18 protein-coding genes are annotated in these 19,082 nt (G+C 70.0%); 10 read left to right on the top strand and 8 right to left on the bottom strand.

Features of this window, described 5'->3' with window-relative positions; all coding sequences use genetic code 11:
* Window positions 1–8 precede the first annotated feature (8 nt).
* On the bottom strand, window positions 9–437 hold the full coding sequence (locus ACQBAU_RS10830; RefSeq protein ID WP_434549154.1) for a DUF3515 domain-containing protein: 429 nt from the start codon (window positions 435–437) through the stop codon (window positions 9–11).
* Between the two features lie 114 nt (window positions 438–551).
* Complete coding sequence (locus tag ACQBAU_RS10825) at window positions 552–788, bottom strand: Lrp/AsnC family transcriptional regulator (RefSeq protein WP_434549215.1); 237 nt, start codon at window positions 786–788, stop codon at window positions 552–554.
* Between the two features lie 89 nt (window positions 789–877).
* Here ACQBAU_RS10825 and ACQBAU_RS10820 point away from each other — a divergent pair, with 89 nt between their 5' ends.
* Together ACQBAU_RS10820 and thiD are read left to right on the top strand one after the other, a co-directional pair.
* Window positions 878–1,867: a thiamine-phosphate kinase gene (locus ACQBAU_RS10820; RefSeq protein WP_434549153.1), complete on the top strand. Its 990-nt coding sequence runs from the start codon at window positions 878–880 to the stop codon at window positions 1,865–1,867.
* Window positions 1,868–1,889: 22 nt separating this feature from the next.
* On the top strand, window positions 1,890–2,711 hold the full coding sequence (gene thiD, locus ACQBAU_RS10815; protein ID WP_434549152.1) for a bifunctional hydroxymethylpyrimidine kinase/phosphomethylpyrimidine kinase: 822 nt from the start codon (window positions 1,890–1,892) through the stop codon (window positions 2,709–2,711).
* Window positions 2,712–2,757: 46 nt separating this feature from the next.
* Here the strand turns inward: thiD and ACQBAU_RS10810 are convergent, their stop codons facing one another.
* Entirely contained in the window at window positions 2,758–3,648 is an 891-nt protein-coding gene (locus ACQBAU_RS10810) for an NUDIX domain-containing protein (protein ID WP_434549151.1), read from the bottom strand.
* A gap of 239 nt (window positions 3,649–3,887) precedes the next feature.
* On the opposite strand from ACQBAU_RS10810, the gene ACQBAU_RS10805 reads away from it, so the two are divergent.
* A complete protein-coding gene (locus tag ACQBAU_RS10805; RefSeq protein WP_434549150.1) occupies window positions 3,888–6,485 on the top strand; it encodes a DNA translocase FtsK in 2,598 nt (865 codons plus the stop codon).
* Between the two features lie 32 nt (window positions 6,486–6,517).
* Here the strand turns inward: ACQBAU_RS10805 and gltX are convergent, their stop codons facing one another.
* Entirely contained in the window at window positions 6,518–7,987 is a 1,470-nt protein-coding gene (gene gltX, locus ACQBAU_RS10800) for a glutamate--tRNA ligase (RefSeq protein ID WP_434549214.1), read from the bottom strand.
* Between the two features lie 64 nt (window positions 7,988–8,051).
* On the opposite strand from gltX, the gene ACQBAU_RS10795 reads away from it, so the two are divergent.
* Window positions 8,052–9,746, top strand: a complete 1,695-nt coding sequence (locus ACQBAU_RS10795) for a glutamine--tRNA ligase/YqeY domain fusion protein (protein ID WP_465256740.1) — start codon at window positions 8,052–8,054, stop codon at window positions 9,744–9,746.
* Window positions 9,747–9,849: 103 nt separating this feature from the next.
* On the opposite strand, the gene ACQBAU_RS10790 is transcribed toward ACQBAU_RS10795, so the two are convergent.
* The 4 genes from ACQBAU_RS10790 to ACQBAU_RS10775 all read right to left on the bottom strand — a co-directional run bounded on the left by ACQBAU_RS10790 (window position 9,850) and on the right by ACQBAU_RS10775 (window position 13,725).
* Window positions 9,850–10,335: an NUDIX domain-containing protein gene (locus tag ACQBAU_RS10790; RefSeq protein WP_434549148.1), complete on the bottom strand. Its 486-nt coding sequence runs from the start codon at window positions 10,333–10,335 to the stop codon at window positions 9,850–9,852.
* A 61-nt stretch (window positions 10,336–10,396) separates the two neighbouring features.
* On the bottom strand, window positions 10,397–11,359 hold the full coding sequence (locus tag ACQBAU_RS10785; protein ID WP_465256741.1) for an aldo/keto reductase: 963 nt from the start codon (window positions 11,357–11,359) through the stop codon (window positions 10,397–10,399).
* Between the two features lie 6 nt (window positions 11,360–11,365).
* Window positions 11,366–12,541 carry a cystathionine gamma-synthase gene (gene metB, locus ACQBAU_RS10780; RefSeq protein WP_465256742.1) on the bottom strand — a complete coding sequence of 392 codons (1,176 nt, stop codon included), beginning with the start codon at window positions 12,539–12,541 and terminating at the stop codon, window positions 11,366–11,368.
* On the bottom strand, window positions 12,538–13,725 hold the full coding sequence (locus ACQBAU_RS10775; protein ID WP_465256743.1) for an amino acid aminotransferase: 1,188 nt from the start codon (window positions 13,723–13,725) through the stop codon (window positions 12,538–12,540). The genes metB and ACQBAU_RS10775 overlap by 4 nt, the downstream gene beginning before the upstream one ends.
* Window positions 13,726–13,900: 175 nt before the next feature.
* Here ACQBAU_RS10775 and rimO point away from each other — a divergent pair, with 175 nt between their 5' ends.
* The 6 genes from rimO (at window position 13,901) to ACQBAU_RS10745 (ending at window position 19,081) form a co-directional block, all read left to right on the top strand.
* Window positions 13,901–15,397 carry a 30S ribosomal protein S12 methylthiotransferase RimO gene (rimO, locus tag ACQBAU_RS10770; protein WP_465256744.1) on the top strand — a complete coding sequence of 499 codons (1,497 nt, stop codon included), beginning with the start codon at window positions 13,901–13,903 and terminating at the stop codon, window positions 15,395–15,397.
* Between the two features lie 176 nt (window positions 15,398–15,573).
* Window positions 15,574–16,155 carry a CDP-alcohol phosphatidyltransferase family protein gene (locus ACQBAU_RS10765; protein ID WP_465259505.1) on the top strand — a complete coding sequence of 194 codons (582 nt, stop codon included), beginning with the start codon at window positions 15,574–15,576 and terminating at the stop codon, window positions 16,153–16,155.
* Window positions 16,156–16,158: 3 nt separating this feature from the next.
* On the top strand, window positions 16,159–16,689 hold the full coding sequence (locus tag ACQBAU_RS10760; protein WP_465256746.1) for a CinA family protein: 531 nt from the start codon (window positions 16,159–16,161) through the stop codon (window positions 16,687–16,689).
* A gap of 134 nt (window positions 16,690–16,823) precedes the next feature.
* The gene (locus tag ACQBAU_RS10755; protein WP_465256777.1) at window positions 16,824–17,114 is read left to right on the top strand and encodes a helix-turn-helix domain-containing protein; all 291 of its coding nucleotides are present in this window, start codon (window positions 16,824–16,826) and stop codon (window positions 17,112–17,114) included.
* Window positions 17,115–17,204: 90 nt separating this feature from the next.
* Window positions 17,205–18,392 carry a 3-oxoacyl-[acyl-carrier-protein] synthase III C-terminal domain-containing protein gene (locus tag ACQBAU_RS10750; RefSeq protein ID WP_465256747.1) on the top strand — a complete coding sequence of 396 codons (1,188 nt, stop codon included), beginning with the start codon at window positions 17,205–17,207 and terminating at the stop codon, window positions 18,390–18,392.
* Window positions 18,389–19,081, top strand: a complete 693-nt coding sequence (locus ACQBAU_RS10745) for an iron-containing redox enzyme family protein (RefSeq protein WP_465256748.1) — start codon at window positions 18,389–18,391, stop codon at window positions 19,079–19,081. The genes ACQBAU_RS10750 and ACQBAU_RS10745 overlap by 4 nt, the downstream gene beginning before the upstream one ends.
* Window position 19,082: the final 1 nt, after the last annotated feature.

Here is a 19,082-nt window from a genome sequence, read left to right as displayed (position 1 = left end):
GCCAGGGCTCAGACGCAGGGCTGGCCGACGGGGACCTTCGCCACCGCGGCAGCCACGTCGACCAGTGCGGTGCCCTCCGGGGCGTACGCGGTCGGCACCCCGACCTCCACGTACACCGGTCGTCCGATGGTGGTGAACACCATCCCACCGACCCCCTCCTCGGCGTACCAGCCGACCCGGTTGACCTCGAAGCATTCACTGGCCGGGGTCAGTCCGGGCGGCTTGTCGACCCCGCAGCGCAGGCTGATCGGCGGATCTCCCCAGGCCGCGGTCAGCTCGGCGGGCTCACTGTCGCGTCGGGGCTGGTCGAGGACGTGGCTCGGCAGGTTGGCCATCACCTCGGCACACATCTGACGGGCGGCGGCATCGGGTGTCGGCGCCTGCTGCTGCACCGGTGGGGCACAGCCCACGACCAGCACCAACGCGGCGACGGCCACACCACGTACGACTCCTCGAACAGGCCTGCGGGGAGCCGACCGAACGCCGGGGGACGGCGAGAACGGCTGCCGTGACAAGGAACTCGGGGTGCGTTGGGTCTCGGACGCGCCGACTCAGATGTGGACCACGGGGCAGGTCACGGTCCGGGTGATGCCCGACACCTGCTGCACCTTGGCGACCACAAGCTGGCCGAGTTCGTCGACGTTGGGGGCCTCGGCCCGCACGATGACGTCGTACGGTCCGGTCACGTCCTCGGCCAACGTGACTCCCGGGATCTCCCGGATCGCCTCGGCCACGGTGGCAGCCTGCCCGACATTGGTCTGGACGAGAATGTACGCCTGAACGAGCATGGCCATCAGTCCCTTTCCCGGCTCCACACGGTACGGTCGAACCCGTGGCCGTCACGCTACCACCAGCAGCCGCCACCCTGAGAGGATCCATGAGCACCAACGCTTCCGCCGGACCGACCGTGGGCGACGTGGGCGAGTTCGCCCTGATCGACACGATCCTGGCCGCCGCCCCCGCACCCAGCCCCAACGTCGTCGTCGGCCCCGGTGACGACTCGGCTGTCTTCGCCGTTCCGATGGGATCGGTCACCTGCTCCACCGATGCGATGGTCGAGGGCGTCCACTTCAAGCGGGACTGGTCATCGGCCAACGACATCGGACGCAAGGCCGCGGCGGTCAACATCGCCGACATCGAGGCGATGGGCGCCACCCCACGGGGCCTGCTGATCGCGTTGTGCGCACCGCCGGAACTGCCCGTCGGCTGGGTCGAGGAGTTCCGCGACGGCGTCCTTGCCGAGTGCGCAACCGCCTCGGTCGAACTGCTCGGCGGCGACACCTCGGCCTCCCCGGTGCTGACGATCGTCGTCACCGCCATGGGGGACCTGGAGGGCCGCGAACCGATCACCCGCGCCGGCGCCAGGCCCGGACAGCACGTCGCCATGATGGGACGGCTGGGCTGGGCGGCTGCCGGGCTGCGCACGCTCAGCCGTGGCTTCCGTTCGCCTCGCGTGGTGGTCGACGCCCAGCGCTGCCCGGAGGTGCCGTACGGCTTCGGGCGCCGCGCCAGCGAGGGCGGCGCCACCTCGATGATCGACGTGTCCGACGGGCTGCTCGCCGACCTGGGCCACATCGCCGCCGCGTCGGGGGTGTCGATCGACATCACCAGTGCGTCGTTGGAGATTGCCGAGCCACTGCGCGCGGTCGCTGCCGCCACGGGTGGCGACCCACTGCACCTCGTGCTCGCCGGTGGTGAGGACCATGCCCTGGTCGGCACCTTCGACACCGTGCCCGACGGCTGGGTCGCGATCGGCACGGTCGCCGAGCCCGGCGCGGCGGGTGTCTCGGTGACCGTGGACGGTGCGGTGCCGGAGATCACCGGTGGTCATGATCACTTTGCCAAGCCCCCGCGGAGCTCGCGTTGATCACTAGCTGGCGGAGCTCGCGTTGACCGAGTCCTCGCCCCGGTCGGGGCGTGCGTTGCCCCTGGTGTTGACCATCGCCGGTTCCGACTCCGGCGGCGGTGCCGGCATCCAGGCCGACCTGAAGACGATGCTGGCGCACCGGGTGCACGGCATGAGCGTGATCGCCGCCGTCACCGCCCAGAACTCCCTGGGGGTACAGGGATGGTGGCCACTCCCGGCCGAGGCGATCACCGCCCAGTTCCGCAGTGTCGTCGACGACATCGGCGTCGATGCGGTCAAACTGGGCATGCTCGGTACGGCCGAGACGATCGGACTGGTGGCAGAACTGCTGGCGACCCTCCCGGAGGGGACGCCGGTGGTGATCGACCCGGTGGCGGCCAGCAAGCACGGCGACGCGTTGATCGCCGACGATGCGGTGGCCACGATGCGGGACGAGCTGCTGCGGCTCGGCACCGTGATCACACCCAACATCACAGAGGCGGCCCTGTTGACCGGCCTGCCGGAGCAGACCTCGCCGGCAGAGTTCGCCACGGCGCTCGCCGAGATCACGCCCGGCTGGGTGTTGATCAAGGGCGGGCACCTGCCCGGCACGCCGGTCGACACGTTGCGGGCCCCGGACGGCACCGTCACGAGCTACCCGGCCGAACGGCACGACAACCGGCACACCCACGGCACCGGCTGCACCCTCGCGTCGGCGATCGCGTCCCGGCTCGCCCGCGGTGAGGACGTGCCCACCGCGGTGGCCGGCGCGAAGGCGTACATCACCGGTGCCATCGAGCACGGATTCGCACTGGGGCAGGGGATCGGTCCGGTCGACCACGGTTGGCAACTCGGGCTGCCCTGAGCCAATCAGCCCCACGCGGATCAGCCGTACGGATCAGCCGTCCTGATCAGTCCCGTACGGTGCGGGGTCCGACCACGGCGGCACCCAGGGCGGTGACCCGGCCGATCAGGCCACGGTCCGCGGTGGCGACGATCACCTGTGCCTGTTGGTCGTTCGTGAGGGCGGCGACCTGGGCGACGATCTCGTCATCGCCCGAGCCGGGTGCCGCGACCACCGACACCGCGTCGACGGGCCCGACGTCCCGGGCGGCCCCTTCGGTCACCAGCACGACGTCCGGCGACCAGGTGTCGGCGGGCAAGCCCAACGCGGCCGCCGGGAACCCGGTTTCGGTGCGGGCGGCCAGTTCGTCGCGAAGTCGCTCGGTGGCGCCATGACGATCCTTCCACCAGCCGTCGGGGCGCGAGCCGACCACGTTGGCGGCGTCGACGACCAGCACCACCCGACGCGTGAGCAACGGGCGGAGCCGCGGCCAGGCATCCGCGAAGGCGGGGTGCAGCGGGAGGTCGGCGACCGCGTCGACGTCGACCCACTCGATGGCGGCACTCTCGTCGTCGGTCGGGCGCGGATCGACCGGGGCGGTGAGGCGGGCGAGGGCCGTGGTGTAGGACCAGTCGGGATGGTGCAGCGCCGTCGTGGCGAAGACGCGTAGGTGTGCCGCGATGACCCCCGACTCCTCCTCGGCCTCGCGCAGGCCGCCGACCACCGGGGTCTCGTCGGCGTGGATCGCACCGCCGGGGACGCCCCAGGTGCCGCCGAAGTGGCTCCAGTCGGCCCGCAGTTGCAGCACGATCCGCGTGGCCGGCCATGCGTCGGCGACGACCACGCCCGCAGCGCCGTGCAGCCCCCAGTGCCGGGCACCGCACCCGCAGTCCACCCAGCCGTCGCCGGAGCCACGCGGGCGGGGCCGGACAGGTCGGGGACCGGGGTCTGGAGTCACCGGTCCAGCCTGTCATGCCCGCGGTCGGACCGGCCGAGGACCAGTTCGGCACCGTTCGAGCGGGGTTGCCCGTAAGAAGGGGCGTCACAGTGACGTTGCTGGAACATGCGTCCATCTACGTCGTCGCAGCGCCCACGGATACGGGCGCCGGGGCGTCTCGACAGGGATCCGGTCCGGACTCGGGCCTGTACGGCGTGTGATGCCCAGTCGGGCGGGACCGCTGCCGTAGGGTCACCACCATGGCGACCCGCGCGTCTTCCCCGCCGCGGAGCCGGAGCCGAGCGACCCCCAAGTCGTCCGGGTCGGGTTCGCGGACCGCCGGAAGCAACACCAAGAACCGTTCCACGAGCCGATCCGGACAGAAGCGAAAGCCGACCCGTCCGTCGGCCGGAGCGGCGTTCGGTCGTGGCCTGGGGGCCATCTGGTCCGGGCTGGCCCACGGCGTCGGACGGATGTTCCGCGGCGTCGGGAGTTCGGCCGCCGACATCGAGCCCGAACTGCGCCGCGATGGCGCCGGGCTGCTGATGCTCGGCACCGCGATCGTGCTGGCCGCGGCCTGCTGGTGGGGGTTGCCCGACCCGGTCGGGCCGGTGATCGTCAACGCCGTCACGACGGTGTTCGGGATGCTCACCTACGCGCTGCCGTTGGTGCTGCTGGTGCTCGCCTGGCGTACGCTGCGCCATCCGCAGGACAGTGGGCCGGGCGGCCGTCAGGCGATCGGCTGGAGCACCCTGCTGCTCGGCGTACTCGGCCTGGTCAACATCGCCAAGGGTCTCCCGCGGCCCGACGAGCCGGAGTTGCTGCGCCAGGCCGGCGGCATCCTGGGCTTCATCTCCTCCAGCCTGCTGGCCGACCTGTTGACCAGCTACGTGGCCATCCCGCTGCTGATCCTGCTCACCCTGTTCGGGCTGGTCGTGGTCGTGGGCAGCCCGTTGCGCGACATGCCGCGACGCATCGCGGCCTTCCGCCAGCAGGTCGTGTCGCAGCGGGCCGAGCGTGCCGTACACGACGCCGACATGGAGTACGACCGCGACCACGCCTATGACAGCCCGATCATCGCTGAGCGTGGGCGACGCAAGGCGATCGGGAAGGGTGCCGACCCCGACACCGGCGAGATCGACCCCGACCTGGTGCCGGAGGTGCTCGACGACGACTCGGGCCGAAAGTCGAAGCGGGCCACGAAGTCCGATCCCGCTGCCGGCGCTTCCACCGGTGACCATGCCGACGGCGCCAGCGGCTCGGAGCAGGCGGCCGGGCGCGACAAGCCGGTCACCGCCGGCCTGCCGCCGTCGGCGCTGAAGGAGGACGAGGGGCTCGAGCCGCCGCCGCACACTCCGATCCCGCAGCGGGTCGAGCAGCTGCAGCTGTCGGGCGACGTGCAGTACACGCTGCCCGACTCCGAACAGCTCAAGCCCGGCAGCGTCCACAAGTCACGCACCCCCGCCTCGGACAACGTGGTGCAGCGGCTGACCGAGGTGTTGGAGCAGTTCGACATCGACGCCCAGGTCACCGGCTACACCCGTGGCCCGACGGTGACGCGGTACGAGGTGGAGCTCGGCCCGGCCGTCAAGGTCGAGAAGGTCACCGCACTCAGCAAGAACATCGCGTACGCCGTCGCCTCCAACGAGGTGCGGATCCTGTCGCCGATCCCCGGCAAGTCGGCGATCGGCATCGAGATCCCCAACACCGACAAGGAACTCGTGTCGCTCGGGGATGTGCTCCGCTCAGGCACGGCCCGCAATGATCATCACCCGATGACGGTTGGGTTGGGCAAGGACGTCGAAGGCGGATTCGTCGTCGCCAACCTGGCGAAGATGCCGCACCTGCTGATCGCCGGCGCCACCGGCGCGGGCAAGTCGGGTGTCGTCAATGCCATGATCACCTCGATCATGATGCGGGCCACCCCGGACGAGGTGCGGCTGCTGCTGGTCGACCCGAAGCGGGTCGAACTCACTGTCTACGAAGGAATCCCGCACCTGGTCACGCCGATCATCACCAATCCGAAGAAGGCAGCCGAGGCGCTGCAGTGGGTGGTCCGCGAGATGGACCTGCGCTACGACGATCTCGCGGCCTTCGGGTTCCGGCACGTCGACGACTTCAACAAGGCTGTGCTCGCCGGGAACGTGAAGCCACCGGAGGGTTCGGAGCGGGTGCTGGCGCCGTACCCGTACCTGCTGGTCGTGGTGGACGAGCTCGCTGACCTGATGATGGTCGCCCCCCGCGACGTGGAGGACTCGGTGGTACGGATCACGCAGCTCGCACGTGCTGCCGGCATCCATCTGGTGCTGGCGACCCAGCGTCCGTCGACCGATGTGGTGACCGGGTTGATCAAGGCCAACGTGCCGAGCCGGCTGGCACTGGCCACCTCGTCGATGACCGACTCGCGGGTGGTCCTTGATCAGCCCGGTGCGGAGAAGTTGGTCGGGCAGGGTGACAGCCTCTTCCTGCCGATGGGTGCCGGCAAACCGATCCGCGTCCAGGGTGCCTGGGTCACCGAGAACGAGGTCCGCGGTGTGGTGCAGCACGTCACCGAACAGCTGCGCCCGCAGTATCGCGAGGACGTGACGGCACCGGTCGAGGCGCCCAAGGTGGCCGAGGAGATCGGCGACGACATGGAGCTGGTGCTGCAGGCCGTCGAGCTGGTGGTCAACCTGCAGCTCGGGTCGACGTCGATGCTGCAGCGCAAGCTGCGGGTCGGTTTCGCGAAGGCCGGCCGGCTGATGGACATCCTGGAGACGCGCGGCGTCGTCGGTCCGTCGGAGGGCTCCAAGCCCCGCGACGTGCTGGTGAAGGCCGACGAGCTCGACGACGTGATGGCCAACCTCCGCAACGGCTGAGCGCCGGCCCCGGGGGGCTCACCAGCGGCGTCTCACAGACTGGCGCGCAGGCTCCGCAACCGGGTCAAGGAGGAGTCACGCCCCAGTACCTCCATCGACTCGAACAACGGAGGCGAGACCCGCGACCCGCTGACGGCGGTCCGCAGCGGTCCGAAGGCGAGCTTCGGCTTCACGCCCAGGCCGTCGACGAGTGTGGCCCGCAGGGCCGCCTCGATGGCGTCGTGGGTCCAGTCCGGCAGTTCGTCGAGCGCCGTGATCGCGGCGTCGAGGATCGCCGGTGCGTCCTCGGACAACTGGGCGCGGGCGTCGTCGGCGATGACGAGATCGGCGTCGTCGGTGAACAGGAACTGCAGCTTGGGCAGGGCTTCCGACAGCAGCGTCAGCCGCTCCTGGACCAGTGGCACACCAGCCCGTAGGCCCTCCACCCGGGCTGGCTCGGGTGTGGCCCATTCGCCGGCGGAGACCAGGTGTGCCACGACGCGGTCGGTGAGCTCCTCGGCGGTGAGGGACCGGATGTAGTGACCGTTCAGCCAGTCGAGCTTCTTCAGGTCGAACACCGCGCCGGCCGGATTGATCTTCGACCAGTCGAAGGCGGCGATGAACTCATCCATCGTCTGCACGTCGTCGCCCTCGTGCACGGGCGGCATTCCCAGCAGCATCAGGAAGTTGAGCAACGCCTCGGGCAGGTAGCCCTGGTCGCGGAACCAGGTGAGCTTCGCCCACGGGCTCTTGCGCTTCCCGAGCTTGGACCGGTCGGTGTTGCGGATCAGCGGCGTGTGCGCCAGCTGCGGCGGGTCCCAGCCGAGCCACTGGTGCAGCAGCAGGTGCTTGGGTGTGGAGCTGATCCACTCCTGGCCACGGACCACGTGGGTGATCCCCATCAGGTGGTCGTCGACGACGACGGCCAGGTGGTAGGTGGGGAAGCCGTCGGCCTTCAAGATCACCTGGTCATCGGGGCGGGGCGCCGACAGCTCGCCACTGATCAGGTCGGGGAAGGTGAGCGGAGCATCATCGGGGATGAGCATCCGGACCACCGGGTCCGGCTGGAAGCCGGGCAGCTGCTCCCGCTCCTCGGCGGTCTTGCCCAGGCACAGCCGGTCGTAGCCGGTGACCTCGGCCTTGGCCGCCTCCTGGTCGGCTCGCATCCGGGCCAGACGCTCCGAGGTGCACCAGCACCGGTAGGCGTGGCCCTGCTCGAGCAGCTGCTCGACGTAGGGACGGTAGGTGTCGAGGCGCTCCGACTGACGGTACGGTCCGTACGGTCCGCCGACCTCGGGCGACTCGTCCGGCGACAATCCCAACCAGGCAAGGGTTTCGTGGATCTGCTCCGCAGAACCGGGAACGAGCCGGGACTGGTCGGTGTCCTCGATCCGCAGGACGAACTGGCCACCGGTCCGGCGGGCCCAGGCCAGGTCGAACAGGGCCTGGTAGGCGGTGCCGACATGGGGGTCGCCGGTCGGGGAGGGGGCCACCCGGGTGCGGGCGGGAGGTGTGTCGGGAATCTGCGGGTCGCTCATGATGCTCACCAGCCTATCGGGGGGCGCGGCGTTCGATAGAGTCCCGCCCATGACCAAGCCCGACATCCCCGCCGCATCCGACTTCATCCGGGACCGGGTGGAACGTGACGTGCAGCAGGGGGTCAACGGCGGACGGGTGCAGACCAGGTTCCCGCCGGAGCCGAACGGCTACCTCCACATCGGCCACGCCAAGGCGATCACCCAGGACTTCGCGACCGCAGAGGCGTTCGGGGGCGTCTGCAACGTCCGCTTCGACGACACCAATCCCGACACCGAGGAGACCGAGTACGTCGAGGCGATCCTCGCCGACATCGCCTGGTTGGGCTTTAGGCCCGGAGCTGTCCACTTCGCCTCCGACTACTTCGAAACCCTCTACGCGTGGGCGGTCGACCTGGTGGAGCGGGGGCTGGCCTACGTTGACGAACAGGACGGCGACACCATCTCGGCGCAGCGGGGCGGCTTCGGCAAGCCCGGCATCGAGAGCCCGTACCGTGATCGTCCCGCCGAGGAGTCACTCGACCGGTTCGCGCGGATGCGGGCCGGCGAGTTCGCCGAGGGGGCCATGTGCCTGCGCGCCAAGATCGACATGCAGGCCGACAACATGTGGTTGCGCGACCCGGTGCTCTACCGCATTCGCAGCGGACACCACCACCGTACGCATGACGCCTGGGCGATCTACCCGACCTACGACTGGGCCCACGGACAGTCCGACGCGATCGAAGGGGTGACCCATTCGATCTGCACCATGGAGTTCGACTCGCACCGCCCGTTGTACGACTGGTGCCTGGACAATCTGACTCTGCCCGGTGACCGGCCGCAGCAGATCGAGTTCGCCCGCCTCGAGTTCACCCACACCGTGACCTCGAAGCGACGGCTCAAGACCTTGGTCACCGACGGGGTGGTCGACGGTTGGGACGACCCCCGCATGCCAACCCTGGTGGGAATGCGGCGCCGTGGCTTCCCGGCCTCGGCGATCACCCGGTTCTGCCTCGACATCGGCACCTCGCGTACCAATGCCCGGCATTCGATCGAAGCCCTCGAGGCCGTCGTCCGGCGACAGTTGAACGCCACCGCACAGCGTCGGATGGCGGTGCTGCGCCCGCTCAAGCTGACCATCACCAACTGGCCCAAGGACGCCGACGGCAACTCGGTCGTCGAACACTTCGAGGTCACGAACAATCCCGAACGTGCCGAGGACGGCACCCGGACGGTCGCCTTCACCGGCGAACTCGTGATCGAGTCCGAGGACTTCGCCGAGGTGCCACCGCCGAAGTTCTTCCGGCTGTCGATCGGTCGCGAGGTACGACTGCGTGGCGCCTACCTCGTCACCGCGACCGACGTGGTGAAGGACGAATCGGGTGCCGTGGTCGAGGTGTTGGCCACCTATGACCCGCAGACCCGGGGTGGCGATGCGCCTGACGGCCGCAAGGTGAAGTCGACGATGCACTGGGTCTCGGTGCCGCACTCGGTGCCACTCCGTGCCGGGCTGTACGACCGGCTCTTCGCCGCCGCGGTCCCGGGTGAGGCCACCGGTGAGCCCTTGGACGATGTGAATCCCGACTCCCGCGAACTGCTGACCGAGGCCCGGGGTGAGGCTGCCCTGGCCGAGGTGCCCGGCGGGGAGGTCGTGCAGTTCGAGCGGTTGGGCTATTTCGCTGCCGATCCCGACCAGCCCGGCCTGTTCCACCGTACGGTGGGGCTGCGGGACGAGTGGGCGGCCATCCAGAAGCGTCAGGCGAAGTAGCCCGGCGGGGGACCCGTTCCCCGAGCTTGTCGAACTCCGTTCCCCGAGCTTGTCGAGGGGCGTCTCGACAAGCTCGACGGGCGGATCGACAGGCTCGACCGAGCTAGAGCCCGATGGTCACCGGGGCCGGTGGGGGATGCCGCAGCGCTCCGTCGAGCAGCCGCGGCAGTTCCCTTGGGCTGAACAGCTCCGGACCCTCGTGGGCAGCCAGGTCATCCAGGTGCCACCAGCGGAAGTCGCCGACCAGTTCGGCTGCCAACTGGTCAGCGCCCAAGGAGCCCTGCGGTTCGAAGCGGGCGGACTGCACCAAGAAGTAGTCGTTGATCACCCCGTCCCAGCCGACCAACAGGCCGGGCTGCTCGACCACCTGGTGCCACAAGTGCAGCGGGTCGCCGATGTCGGTGAGGCCGGTCTCCTCGACCAGTTCCCGGGCCAAGGCGTCTCGTACGGACTCGCCGGGCTCGACGCCGCCGCCGGGTGGACACCAGACGACCGGGCCGCCGCCGGGAACAGCGAAGCGGTACAGCAGCACGTGGCCGTCGGGGTCGATGATCAAGCCGCGCGCGGAATGCCTCAGGTGTGGTGCCACGGCTGACGAGCGTACGGCCGCGTTGCGCTCTGGTGCATCCGGGCAGATCCTCGAGCCGGTCTCAGGGGATGTGGCCCAGCCGGCGCAGCTCGACCCACAACTCGTCGGGCACCGGTTCCGACATCCGTGAGGTCGTCTCACGTACCTGCTCCGGGGTTGCGGCACCGGTGACGACCATGCGGCACGGTTCGTAGCGCAAGGGAAACTGCAGGGCCGCGGTCGGGAGCTCGACGCCGTACCGCTGGCAGATCCCGGCAAGCTCGAGGGCCTGCTCGAACTGCTCGTCCGGGACGTCGCCGTAGTCGAAGTGGGAGTCGGCCCTCGGCGGGTGGGTGGCGAGCAGGCCGGAGTTGAACGGGGCCGTCGCCAGCACCTGCACGCCGGTCGCGTCACAGGCGGCCAGCAGTTCTGGGTACGCCCGCTGGGTGAGCAAGGTGAACACCCCGGCCGCCATCACCTCGTCGATGCCACCATGCTCGACACCTGCCTGCAACGCCGGTACGGCGCAGCTGCCGACCCCAATCCGATCCACCACGCCTTCGTCCCGGAGTTCTTGGCAGGCAGGGATCGCGGAGGTGAGGTGCTCGGTGATCAACTCGTCGCCGAGCTGCTCCGGGTCGTGCACGTAGACCGCATCGACCCGGTCCAGCCCCAGCCGCTGCAACGACTCAGCCAGTGACCGTCGGACGCCGTCGCGGCTGTAGTCGACGACCCGGCCACGTCCATGCGACACCTTGAAGCCCTGCGCGTCGCTGGTCGGTGCCGATGGGCCTGCCACGACCAGCCGCCCCACCTTGGTGGACAGGAAGAACTCATCCCGGGGTCGTTGCGCCAGAAACCGGCCGAGCCGTTCCTCGGCCAGCCCCAACCCGTAGTGGGGTGCGGTGTCGAAGTGCCGGACGCCGGCCTCCCAAGCCGCGGTGAACAACTCCTCGGCCTGCTCGTCCGACATCGGCTCGTACAGGTTGCCGGCGTTGGCCGAGCCGAAGCCCAGTCGACGCACCCGCCCGCGCTCGCCGGACATCGGTGATCAGCTGGCGCGGGCCAGCCCGGCTTGAATGTCGGCGACCAGGTCGACCGCCGGTTCGATCCCGACCGACAACCGGAGCAGGCCACCACCGACACCGGCGACCGCCAACGCCTCGGCCGACATCGCCGCGTGGGTCATCGTCGCTGGGTGCGCGACGAGGCTCTCGATCCCGCCCAGCGATTCGGCCAGCGAGAAGAAGGTCAACCCTTCCACGAACGCCTTGGCCGCTGACTCGCTGCCGTGCAGGTCGAACGACACCATCGCGCCGAAGCCGTCCTGCTGGCGGGCGGCGATGTCGTGCCCCGGGTGGTCGGGCAGTCCGGGGTAGTGCACCGCAGCGACGGCCGGGTGCCCCACCAGTGCCTCGACGACCGCCTCCGCGTTCTCCTGGTGCACCCGCATCCGGGCGTCGATCGTACGCAGACCGCGCAGGGCCAGGTAGGAGTCGAACGGGCTGGCGGTGAGCCCGAGCACGTTGGCCCAGCGCTTCGTCTCCGCGGCCATCTCGGCGTCGGCTGCGATAACCACGCCACCGACCATGTCGGAGTGTCCGTTGAGGTACTTGGTGGTCGAGTGCAGGACCAGGTCGGCGCCGAGCTCCAGCGGCCGCTGCAGGATGGGGGAGCAGAACGTGTTGTCCGCCACCACGATCGCGTCGGTCCGGTGTGCTGCCTCGCTCACCGCGGCCAGGTCGGTCAGCCGCAACAGCGGGTTCGACGGGGTCTCCAGCAGCACCATCGCCGGATCGAGCTCGCCGATCCGCCGGACGGCCGAGGCCGTGTCGGTCAGGTCGACCGGCTCGACCAGGAAGTGTCCCTGCGCGGCGAGATGCCGGAACAGCCGCCAGGACCCGCCGTAGCAGTCATGCGGGATGACCAACGTGTCCCCGGTCCGCAGCAGCGAGGTGACGATCAACGTCATCGCCGACAGCCCCGACGAGGTGATCACCCCGTCCGCGCCACCCTCCAGGGTCGCCACGGCCTGGGCGAGCAGGTCGCGGGTCGGGTTGCCGCTGCGGGTGTACTCGTACTGGCGGGGCTCGTTGAACCCCGCGAAGGTGAACGTCGACGAGAGGTACACCGGCGGCGCGACCGCACCGTGGGCGGGGTCGCAGTCGATGCCGGTACGCAGCGCCCGACCGAGCCGTGACCCGGTCGGGCCGGTCGTGTCGGTCATGGCCACACTTTCGCGAGCGCATCGACGACCCGGTCCAGGTTTCCGGGGTTGAGCGCCGGGATGGCCAGCCGGCCTGAGTCGAGGCCGTACAGGGCGAACTCCTCGCGCAGCCGCACCATCTGTTCCCGGCCCAGCCCCGAGTAGCTGAACATGCCGTTCTGGGTGGTGATGTGCTCGGCGGCGATGCCGGGTCGAGCCTGCTCCAGCCCCGACCGCAGCGCCACCCGCATCTCCTTGATCCGGTCTCGCATGCCGGCGAGCTCACCCTCCCACTGGCTGCGCAGGTCGGCGTCGGCCAGCACGGTCGCCACCAGGGTGGCACCGTTCGTCGGCGGGTTCGAGTACGTGGTGCGCACCACGATCTTGAGCTGGCTGAGCACGCGGGCGGTCTCGTCGGCATCGGCGCACACCACCGACAGCGCACCGACACGCTCGCCGTACAGGCTGAACGTCTTGGAGAACGAGGTGGTGACGAACACCGGTCCGGAGGCGGCGAACCGGCGGACTGCGGCCCCGTCGCTCGCCAGGTCGGTCGCGAAGCCCTGGTAGGCCATGTCGAGCAGCGGCACCAGGTCGCGGTCCCGGACGACCTGCTCGACCCGGGCCCAGTCGTCGGCGGTGAGGTCGTAGCCGGTCGGGTTGTGACAACACGCGTGCAACACCACGACGGTGCCCGCCGGGGCCTCACCCAGTGCGGTCACCATCGCGTCGACGTCGACCCCGTGGGCGTCGGCGTCGTAGTACGGGTAGCGCTCGACCTGGAACCCGGCGCGGCTGAACAGCGCCTCGTGGTTCTCCCAGCTCGGATCGCTGATCAGCACCTTGGCATCGGGCTGCAGCCGGCGCAGCAGGTCGCCGGCGATCTTCAGGCTGCCGGTGCCGCCGAGCCCCTGTACGACGGCAACCCGCTCCCGAGGGACCGTGTCGCCGAACACCAGGTCGACCACCGCGTCGTCGTACGCGGCGAGGCCGTCGATCGGCAGGTAGCCGTACGGCGTCGGGTTTGCGGCGAGCCGGTCCTTGGCGGTCTTCACGCACTCCAGCAGTGGCACGTTGCCGTCGGCATCCATGTAGACACCGACACCGAGGTTGACCTTGCCGGGCCGGTCGTCGGCCTTGAAGGCTTCGGTCAGGCCGAGGATCGGGTCACGGGGGGCACGCTCAACGCTGCTGAGAACACTCATACTGACGATCCTGCCATCCGTGCCCACGATGGGCGAACCCGTTCCGGCCCGCAAACTCGGCATATTCGGGGGTCGGGGCCGATGACGAGGACGGACAGGTGGATTTGCCGTGTTTCGGTTCGCCGGGTGAGGGAACTGGGGCCATCCACGGGTGTCAGCCATACTTGGACACGACATGACTGCACCCGCTCAGACCTCGGTCCACCTCGTCACGCTGGGATGTGCCCGCAACGACGTGGACTCCGCCGAACTCGTCGCCCGCCTGGAGGCCGGCGGGATCCGCCTCGTCGACGACCCCAAGGCCGCCGATGCGGTGATGGTCAACACCTGCGGCTTCATCGAACAGGCCAAGAAGGACTCGATCGACCAGATCATCGAGGCGGCCGACGCCAAGGAGCACGGCAACGCCAAGGCGGTCGTCGCGGTCGGTTGCATGGCGGAGCGGTACGGCAACGAGCTCGCCGACAACCTCACCGAGGCCGACGCCGTCCTCGGCTTCGACGCCTACCCCGACATCGCGGCCCGGCTGCAGGCGATCGTGGACGGCGACCGGCCCGCCTCGCACACCCCACGGGACCGCCGCCTGCTGCTGCCGATCAGCCCGGCCGCCCGCCCGGCCGCCGCGGCCGGTACGGCCACCCCCGGCCACGCCGACGACGTGCTCACCGGCCGGCCCGCCTCCGGGCCGCCGCTGTTGCGCCGCCGGATGGGCACCGGTCCGATGTCGCCGCTCAAGCTGGCGTCGGGGTGTGACCGGCGTTGCAGCTTCTGCGCCATCCCGTCGTTCCGCGGCTCCTACCTGTCGCGGCCGATCGACGACATCGTGGCCGAGGCGGAGTGGATGGCCACCGACGGGGTCCGCGAGGTCTTCCTGGTCAGCGAGAACTCCTCCTCGTACGGCAAGGACCTCGGCGACCTGCGCTCGCTGGAGAAGCTGCTGCCGAAGCTGTCGCAGATCGACGGCCTGGACTGGATCCGGGTGTCGTACCTGCAACCGGCCGAGGTGCGGCCCGGGCTCGTCGAGGTGATGGTCGACACCCCCAAGGTGGTGCCGTACTTCGACCTCAGCTTCCAGCACGCCGCCCCGGGCGTACTGCGGCGGATGCGGCGGTTCGGTGACCCGGAACGGTTCCTCGGACTGTTGGAGCAGATCCGCGCGATCGCCCCGACCGCCGGGATCCGCAGCAACGTGATCGTCGGCTTCCCCGGCGAGACCGAGGACGACGTCGACGTGCTGTGCGACTTCCTGGCCGCCGCCCGGCTGGACGCGATCGGGGTCTTCGGCTACTCCGACGAGGAGGGCACCGAGGCCGTCGGGTTGCCCGACCACCTCGACGACGACGAGGTCACCGCGCGAGCCGACCACGTCCGTGACCTGGCCGACGCCCTGGTCGACCAGCGGGCCGAGGAACGGATCGGCGAACGGGTGCAGGTGCTGGTCGAGTCCCTCGACACCGACGACACCGACCTCGACCTGCCGGATGCCGGTCGGCTCGTGGTCGGGCGGGCCGCCCACCAGGGCCCGGAGGTCGACGGCACGACGCTGCTGGACGCCCCGGAGACCGTCACCGTCGGCGACCTGGTGCCTGCCGTCGTCACCGGCACCGACGGGGTCGACCTGATCGCGACCGCGGACACCCCAGCCCCGGCACCGGCCGACCCCAGGAGCTGAGCATGACCAACCCCTTCAGCGGACCGGAGGACCACCAGCCGCTGCTCGGTGACTCCCGACAGCCGGCCGCCCAGCAGCCGGGGGCGCCGTTCGACCAGCAGGGCCCGGCCCAGCCGCCACCGCCGAACACCAACCCGGTCAACGTCCCCAACGCGTTGACCGTGCTGCGGTTGTTGATGGTGCCGTTGTTCGCGTGGATGGTGCTGTCCCACCCGTACGACTTCTGGTGGCGGATCGCGACGACCGGGGTGTTCACGCTGGCGATCATCACCGACGCGGTGGACGGCCACCTGGCCCGCAAGTACAACATCGTCACCAGCTTCGGCAAGATCGCCGACCCGATCGCCGACAAGGCCCTGACCGGGATGGCGTTCATCGGCCTCAGCATCATCGGTGAGCTGTTGGGCACCCAACCCGACTCCGGCGCCGCCGGCGCGGCGTGGTGGATCACCATCACCATCCTGGTCCGCGAGTGGGGCATCACGCTGATGCGGTTCCTGTTCCTGCGCCGCGGGGTGGTGCTCGCCGCCAACCGGGGTGGGAAGCTGAAGACCGTGGTGCAGTCGGTCGCGCTGATCGCGAGCCTGCTGCCGCTGATGATCCCGTTCAAGTGGGGCGCCTGGATCCTGGTGCTGCTCGCGCTGGTGATCACCGTCGTCACCGGGATCGACTACCTGATCTCCATGATCAAGTCGTTGCGGCAGCAGCAGGGAGCGTCGGCCCAGCAGCAACCACCACCGGCCACGCCCGGGTTCTGAGCCGTGCCGACCACCACCGTCGACCCGATCATCGCTGCCCTGCTGGCCCGGGGCGAGACGCTCGCCACCGCGGAGTCGCTGACCGGGGGACTGGTCGGGGCGATGTTGACCGCCGCCCCGGGGGTCTCGGCGGTCTACCGGGGTGGGGTGATCGCGTACGCCACCGAGCTCAAGTCGTCACTGCTCGGGGTGCCGGCCGCGCACCTGGCGGAGTTCGGTGCGGTCGACGAGGGCACCGCCAGGTTGATGGCCGAGGGCGTACGGCACGCCTGCGGCGCCGACTGGGGACTGGCGACGACCGGTGTCGCCGGTCCGGACCCGCAGGAAGGGAAACCCGTCGGGACGGTCCACGTCGCGGTGGCCGGCCCGGACGGTCGTACGGAGGCCGCGACCTTGGCGCTCGACGGCAACCGCAAGCAGATCCGTGCGAAGGCGGCGCGGGCGGCGTTCGCGCTGTTGGCCGGGCAGGTGGCACCTCCGGGCGAGGCGTCGGGTCGCTCGGAGGCCGAGGATGATCGGCCGGTCGGGGAATAGTGGTCCGCCGCTGATCGTTGGACAGGGACGGAGCCAAGGATCTGGGACCGGCCGGTGAACAATGCCGGACTGTTGTCGGACACGGCAGGTAGGGTTGCCACATGGAGCAGGAGATGACGGTGAAGCCGGTGCTGATGCGCGAGCTGCTCGGGGCGTCCCTGCGTGCTGAGCGGGTGTCCCAGGGGCGGACCCTGCGTGAGGTGTCGTCCGGGGCCCGGGTCAGCCTGGGTTACCTCTCCGAGGTCGAACGAGGCCAGAAGGAGGCGTCCAGCGAGCTGCTGGCCGCGATCTGCTCCGCGCTGGAGGTGCCGATGTCGTCGGTGCTGTCCACGGTCAGCAACGAGATGGCCGTCCAGGAGTTGGCGCAGCACCAGGCGGTGACCCCGCTCCGGGTCCGCAAGCCGGTCGCGCAGGCCGCTGCCTGAGTCGGATCCGGGCCCGGTTCCCAGGAGCCCTCATCGGTCGGGCAGACGCGGCTCCCTGCCAGTTGGCCGGACAGCATGAATAATGGGTCGGTGCCAGCATCTGCCTACATCACCGGACTGGGAAGCTACCTGCCCGGCGAACCTGTCGACAACGATGCGATCGCCGACCGACTCGGTGGCGTGGGTCCCGGCGGTGACCGGATCAAGAATCGCATCCTCGACTCCAACGGCATCCGGCAACGGCACTACGCCCTCGACGCCGACGGGCAGACCACCGAACTCAACGAGGAACTCGCCGTCAAGGCGCTGCAGGCGGCGCTGGCCGACCGGGGGATCGGCGCCGCCGACCTCGGAATGCTGGCCTGTGCCACCACCCAGGGTGACCTGCTGATCCCCGGCTTCGGGTCGATGGTGCACGGCCGACTCGGTGGCGGACCGATGCAGGTGCTCACCGCTGCCGGGGTCTGCGCCTCGAGCCTGGCCGCCCTCGACGCGGCCAGCGCCAAGATCCGGCTGGGGGACCACCCCCGTGCGGCGGTCGTGGGCTCCGAGCTGGCCAGCCGGTGGCTGCACCGGCGCCGGTTCGCCAGTGGCAAGCCGAGCCTGGACGCGGAGTTCCTGCGCTGGATGCTGTCCGACGGCGCCGGGGCCGTCGTGCTGGAGTTCCAACCCCACCCGGACCGTCCGTCGCTGCGGATCGACTGGGTCCGGCAGATGTCGCTGGCCCACGAGCACAAGGTCTGCATGCGTGCCGGGATGTCGGGCACCGACCCGGTCGCCGGCCAGACCTGGCAGGACCAGGCCGACGTCGCGAGCGCGGAGCAGGCCGGGCTGATGCACATCCGGCAGGACACCCGCGACCTCGCGGCCCTCGCCGAGGCCGGGCTGCAGCAGTTCGAGGAACTCGTCGACATCGGCCTGATCGACCTGCGCCACCTCGACCACGTGCTGTGCCACTACAGCACCAACGCCTTCCGCGACATCGCCTTCGACGGCATTCGTGCCCGGATCCCCGGGCTCAACACCGACCGCTGGTTCTCCAACCTCGAGACACGCGGCAACACCGGATCGGCGAGCATCTTCATCGCCCTCGAAGAGTCCTGGCGTACGGGCCGGTTCGCCGCCGGCGACACCGTCCTGCTGGCCGTCCCCGAGTCCGGCCGGTTCTCGTTCGCCTTCGCCCACCTGACCGTCGTCGAGCCCCGGCCCGGGAACTCGTCCAGTGGCGTTTCGACTCATGCTTCCACCGCACCCAACCGAAGGAGCAACCGGCCGTGACCACCACCACCGAACGACCACCCGCCGCTGAGACCGCCAGCCTGCCCGACCGGCTGGCCCAGGTCTGGGCCGAGTTCGAGGAGCGGTTGGCCGAGGTGCCGATCCTGCGCGACCTGCACGCCGGCGAGGTCACCCTCGACGACTACCAGCGGCTGCTGTTCAACCTGCGGCAGCAGGTCGTCGACGGTTCGCTGTGGATCGCGCGGGCGGCGTCCAACTTCGACATGGCCCACTTCGAGATCCGGTCGGCGGCCATGCATCACGCGGTGGAGGAACACCGCGACCACCTGCTGCTGGAGCGTGACTTCGTTGCGGTCGGCGGCTCCCGGGAGGAGCTGCGGGCCGGCCGCAAGAACATCGGCTCCGAGGCGTTGTCGGGCTACATGTTCCACCGGGCCGGTCAGCCCAACCCGATCGACTGCCTGGGTGCGATGTTCATCATCGAAGGGCTCGGTGCGCGCAAGGCACTGGAGTGGGCCGAGGAGTTCCAGGCCGCGCTCGGCCTGGCCGACAACCAGGTCCACTTCATGCGTTACCACCAGACCGCCGACGAGGGCCACACCGGCAAGCTCGACGCGATTCTGACCTCGGACATCGTCGACGACGCGGCGGCGGACGCGATCGTCACCTGTGCGGCGGTGGTGTCCCGGCTGTACGTGATGCAGCTGACCGAACTGGACCGGTACTGAG

Origin of the sequence: Carbonicoccus niuqiaonis, from assembly GCF_050157065.1 — a bacterium.
In the GTDB taxonomy this organism is placed as follows: Bacteria; Actinomycetota; Actinomycetes; order Propionibacteriales; family Propionibacteriaceae; genus Avipropionibacterium.
The sequence above is the reverse complement of the archived record's forward strand: the minus strand, read 5'-3'. Positions and strand labels throughout refer to the sequence as shown.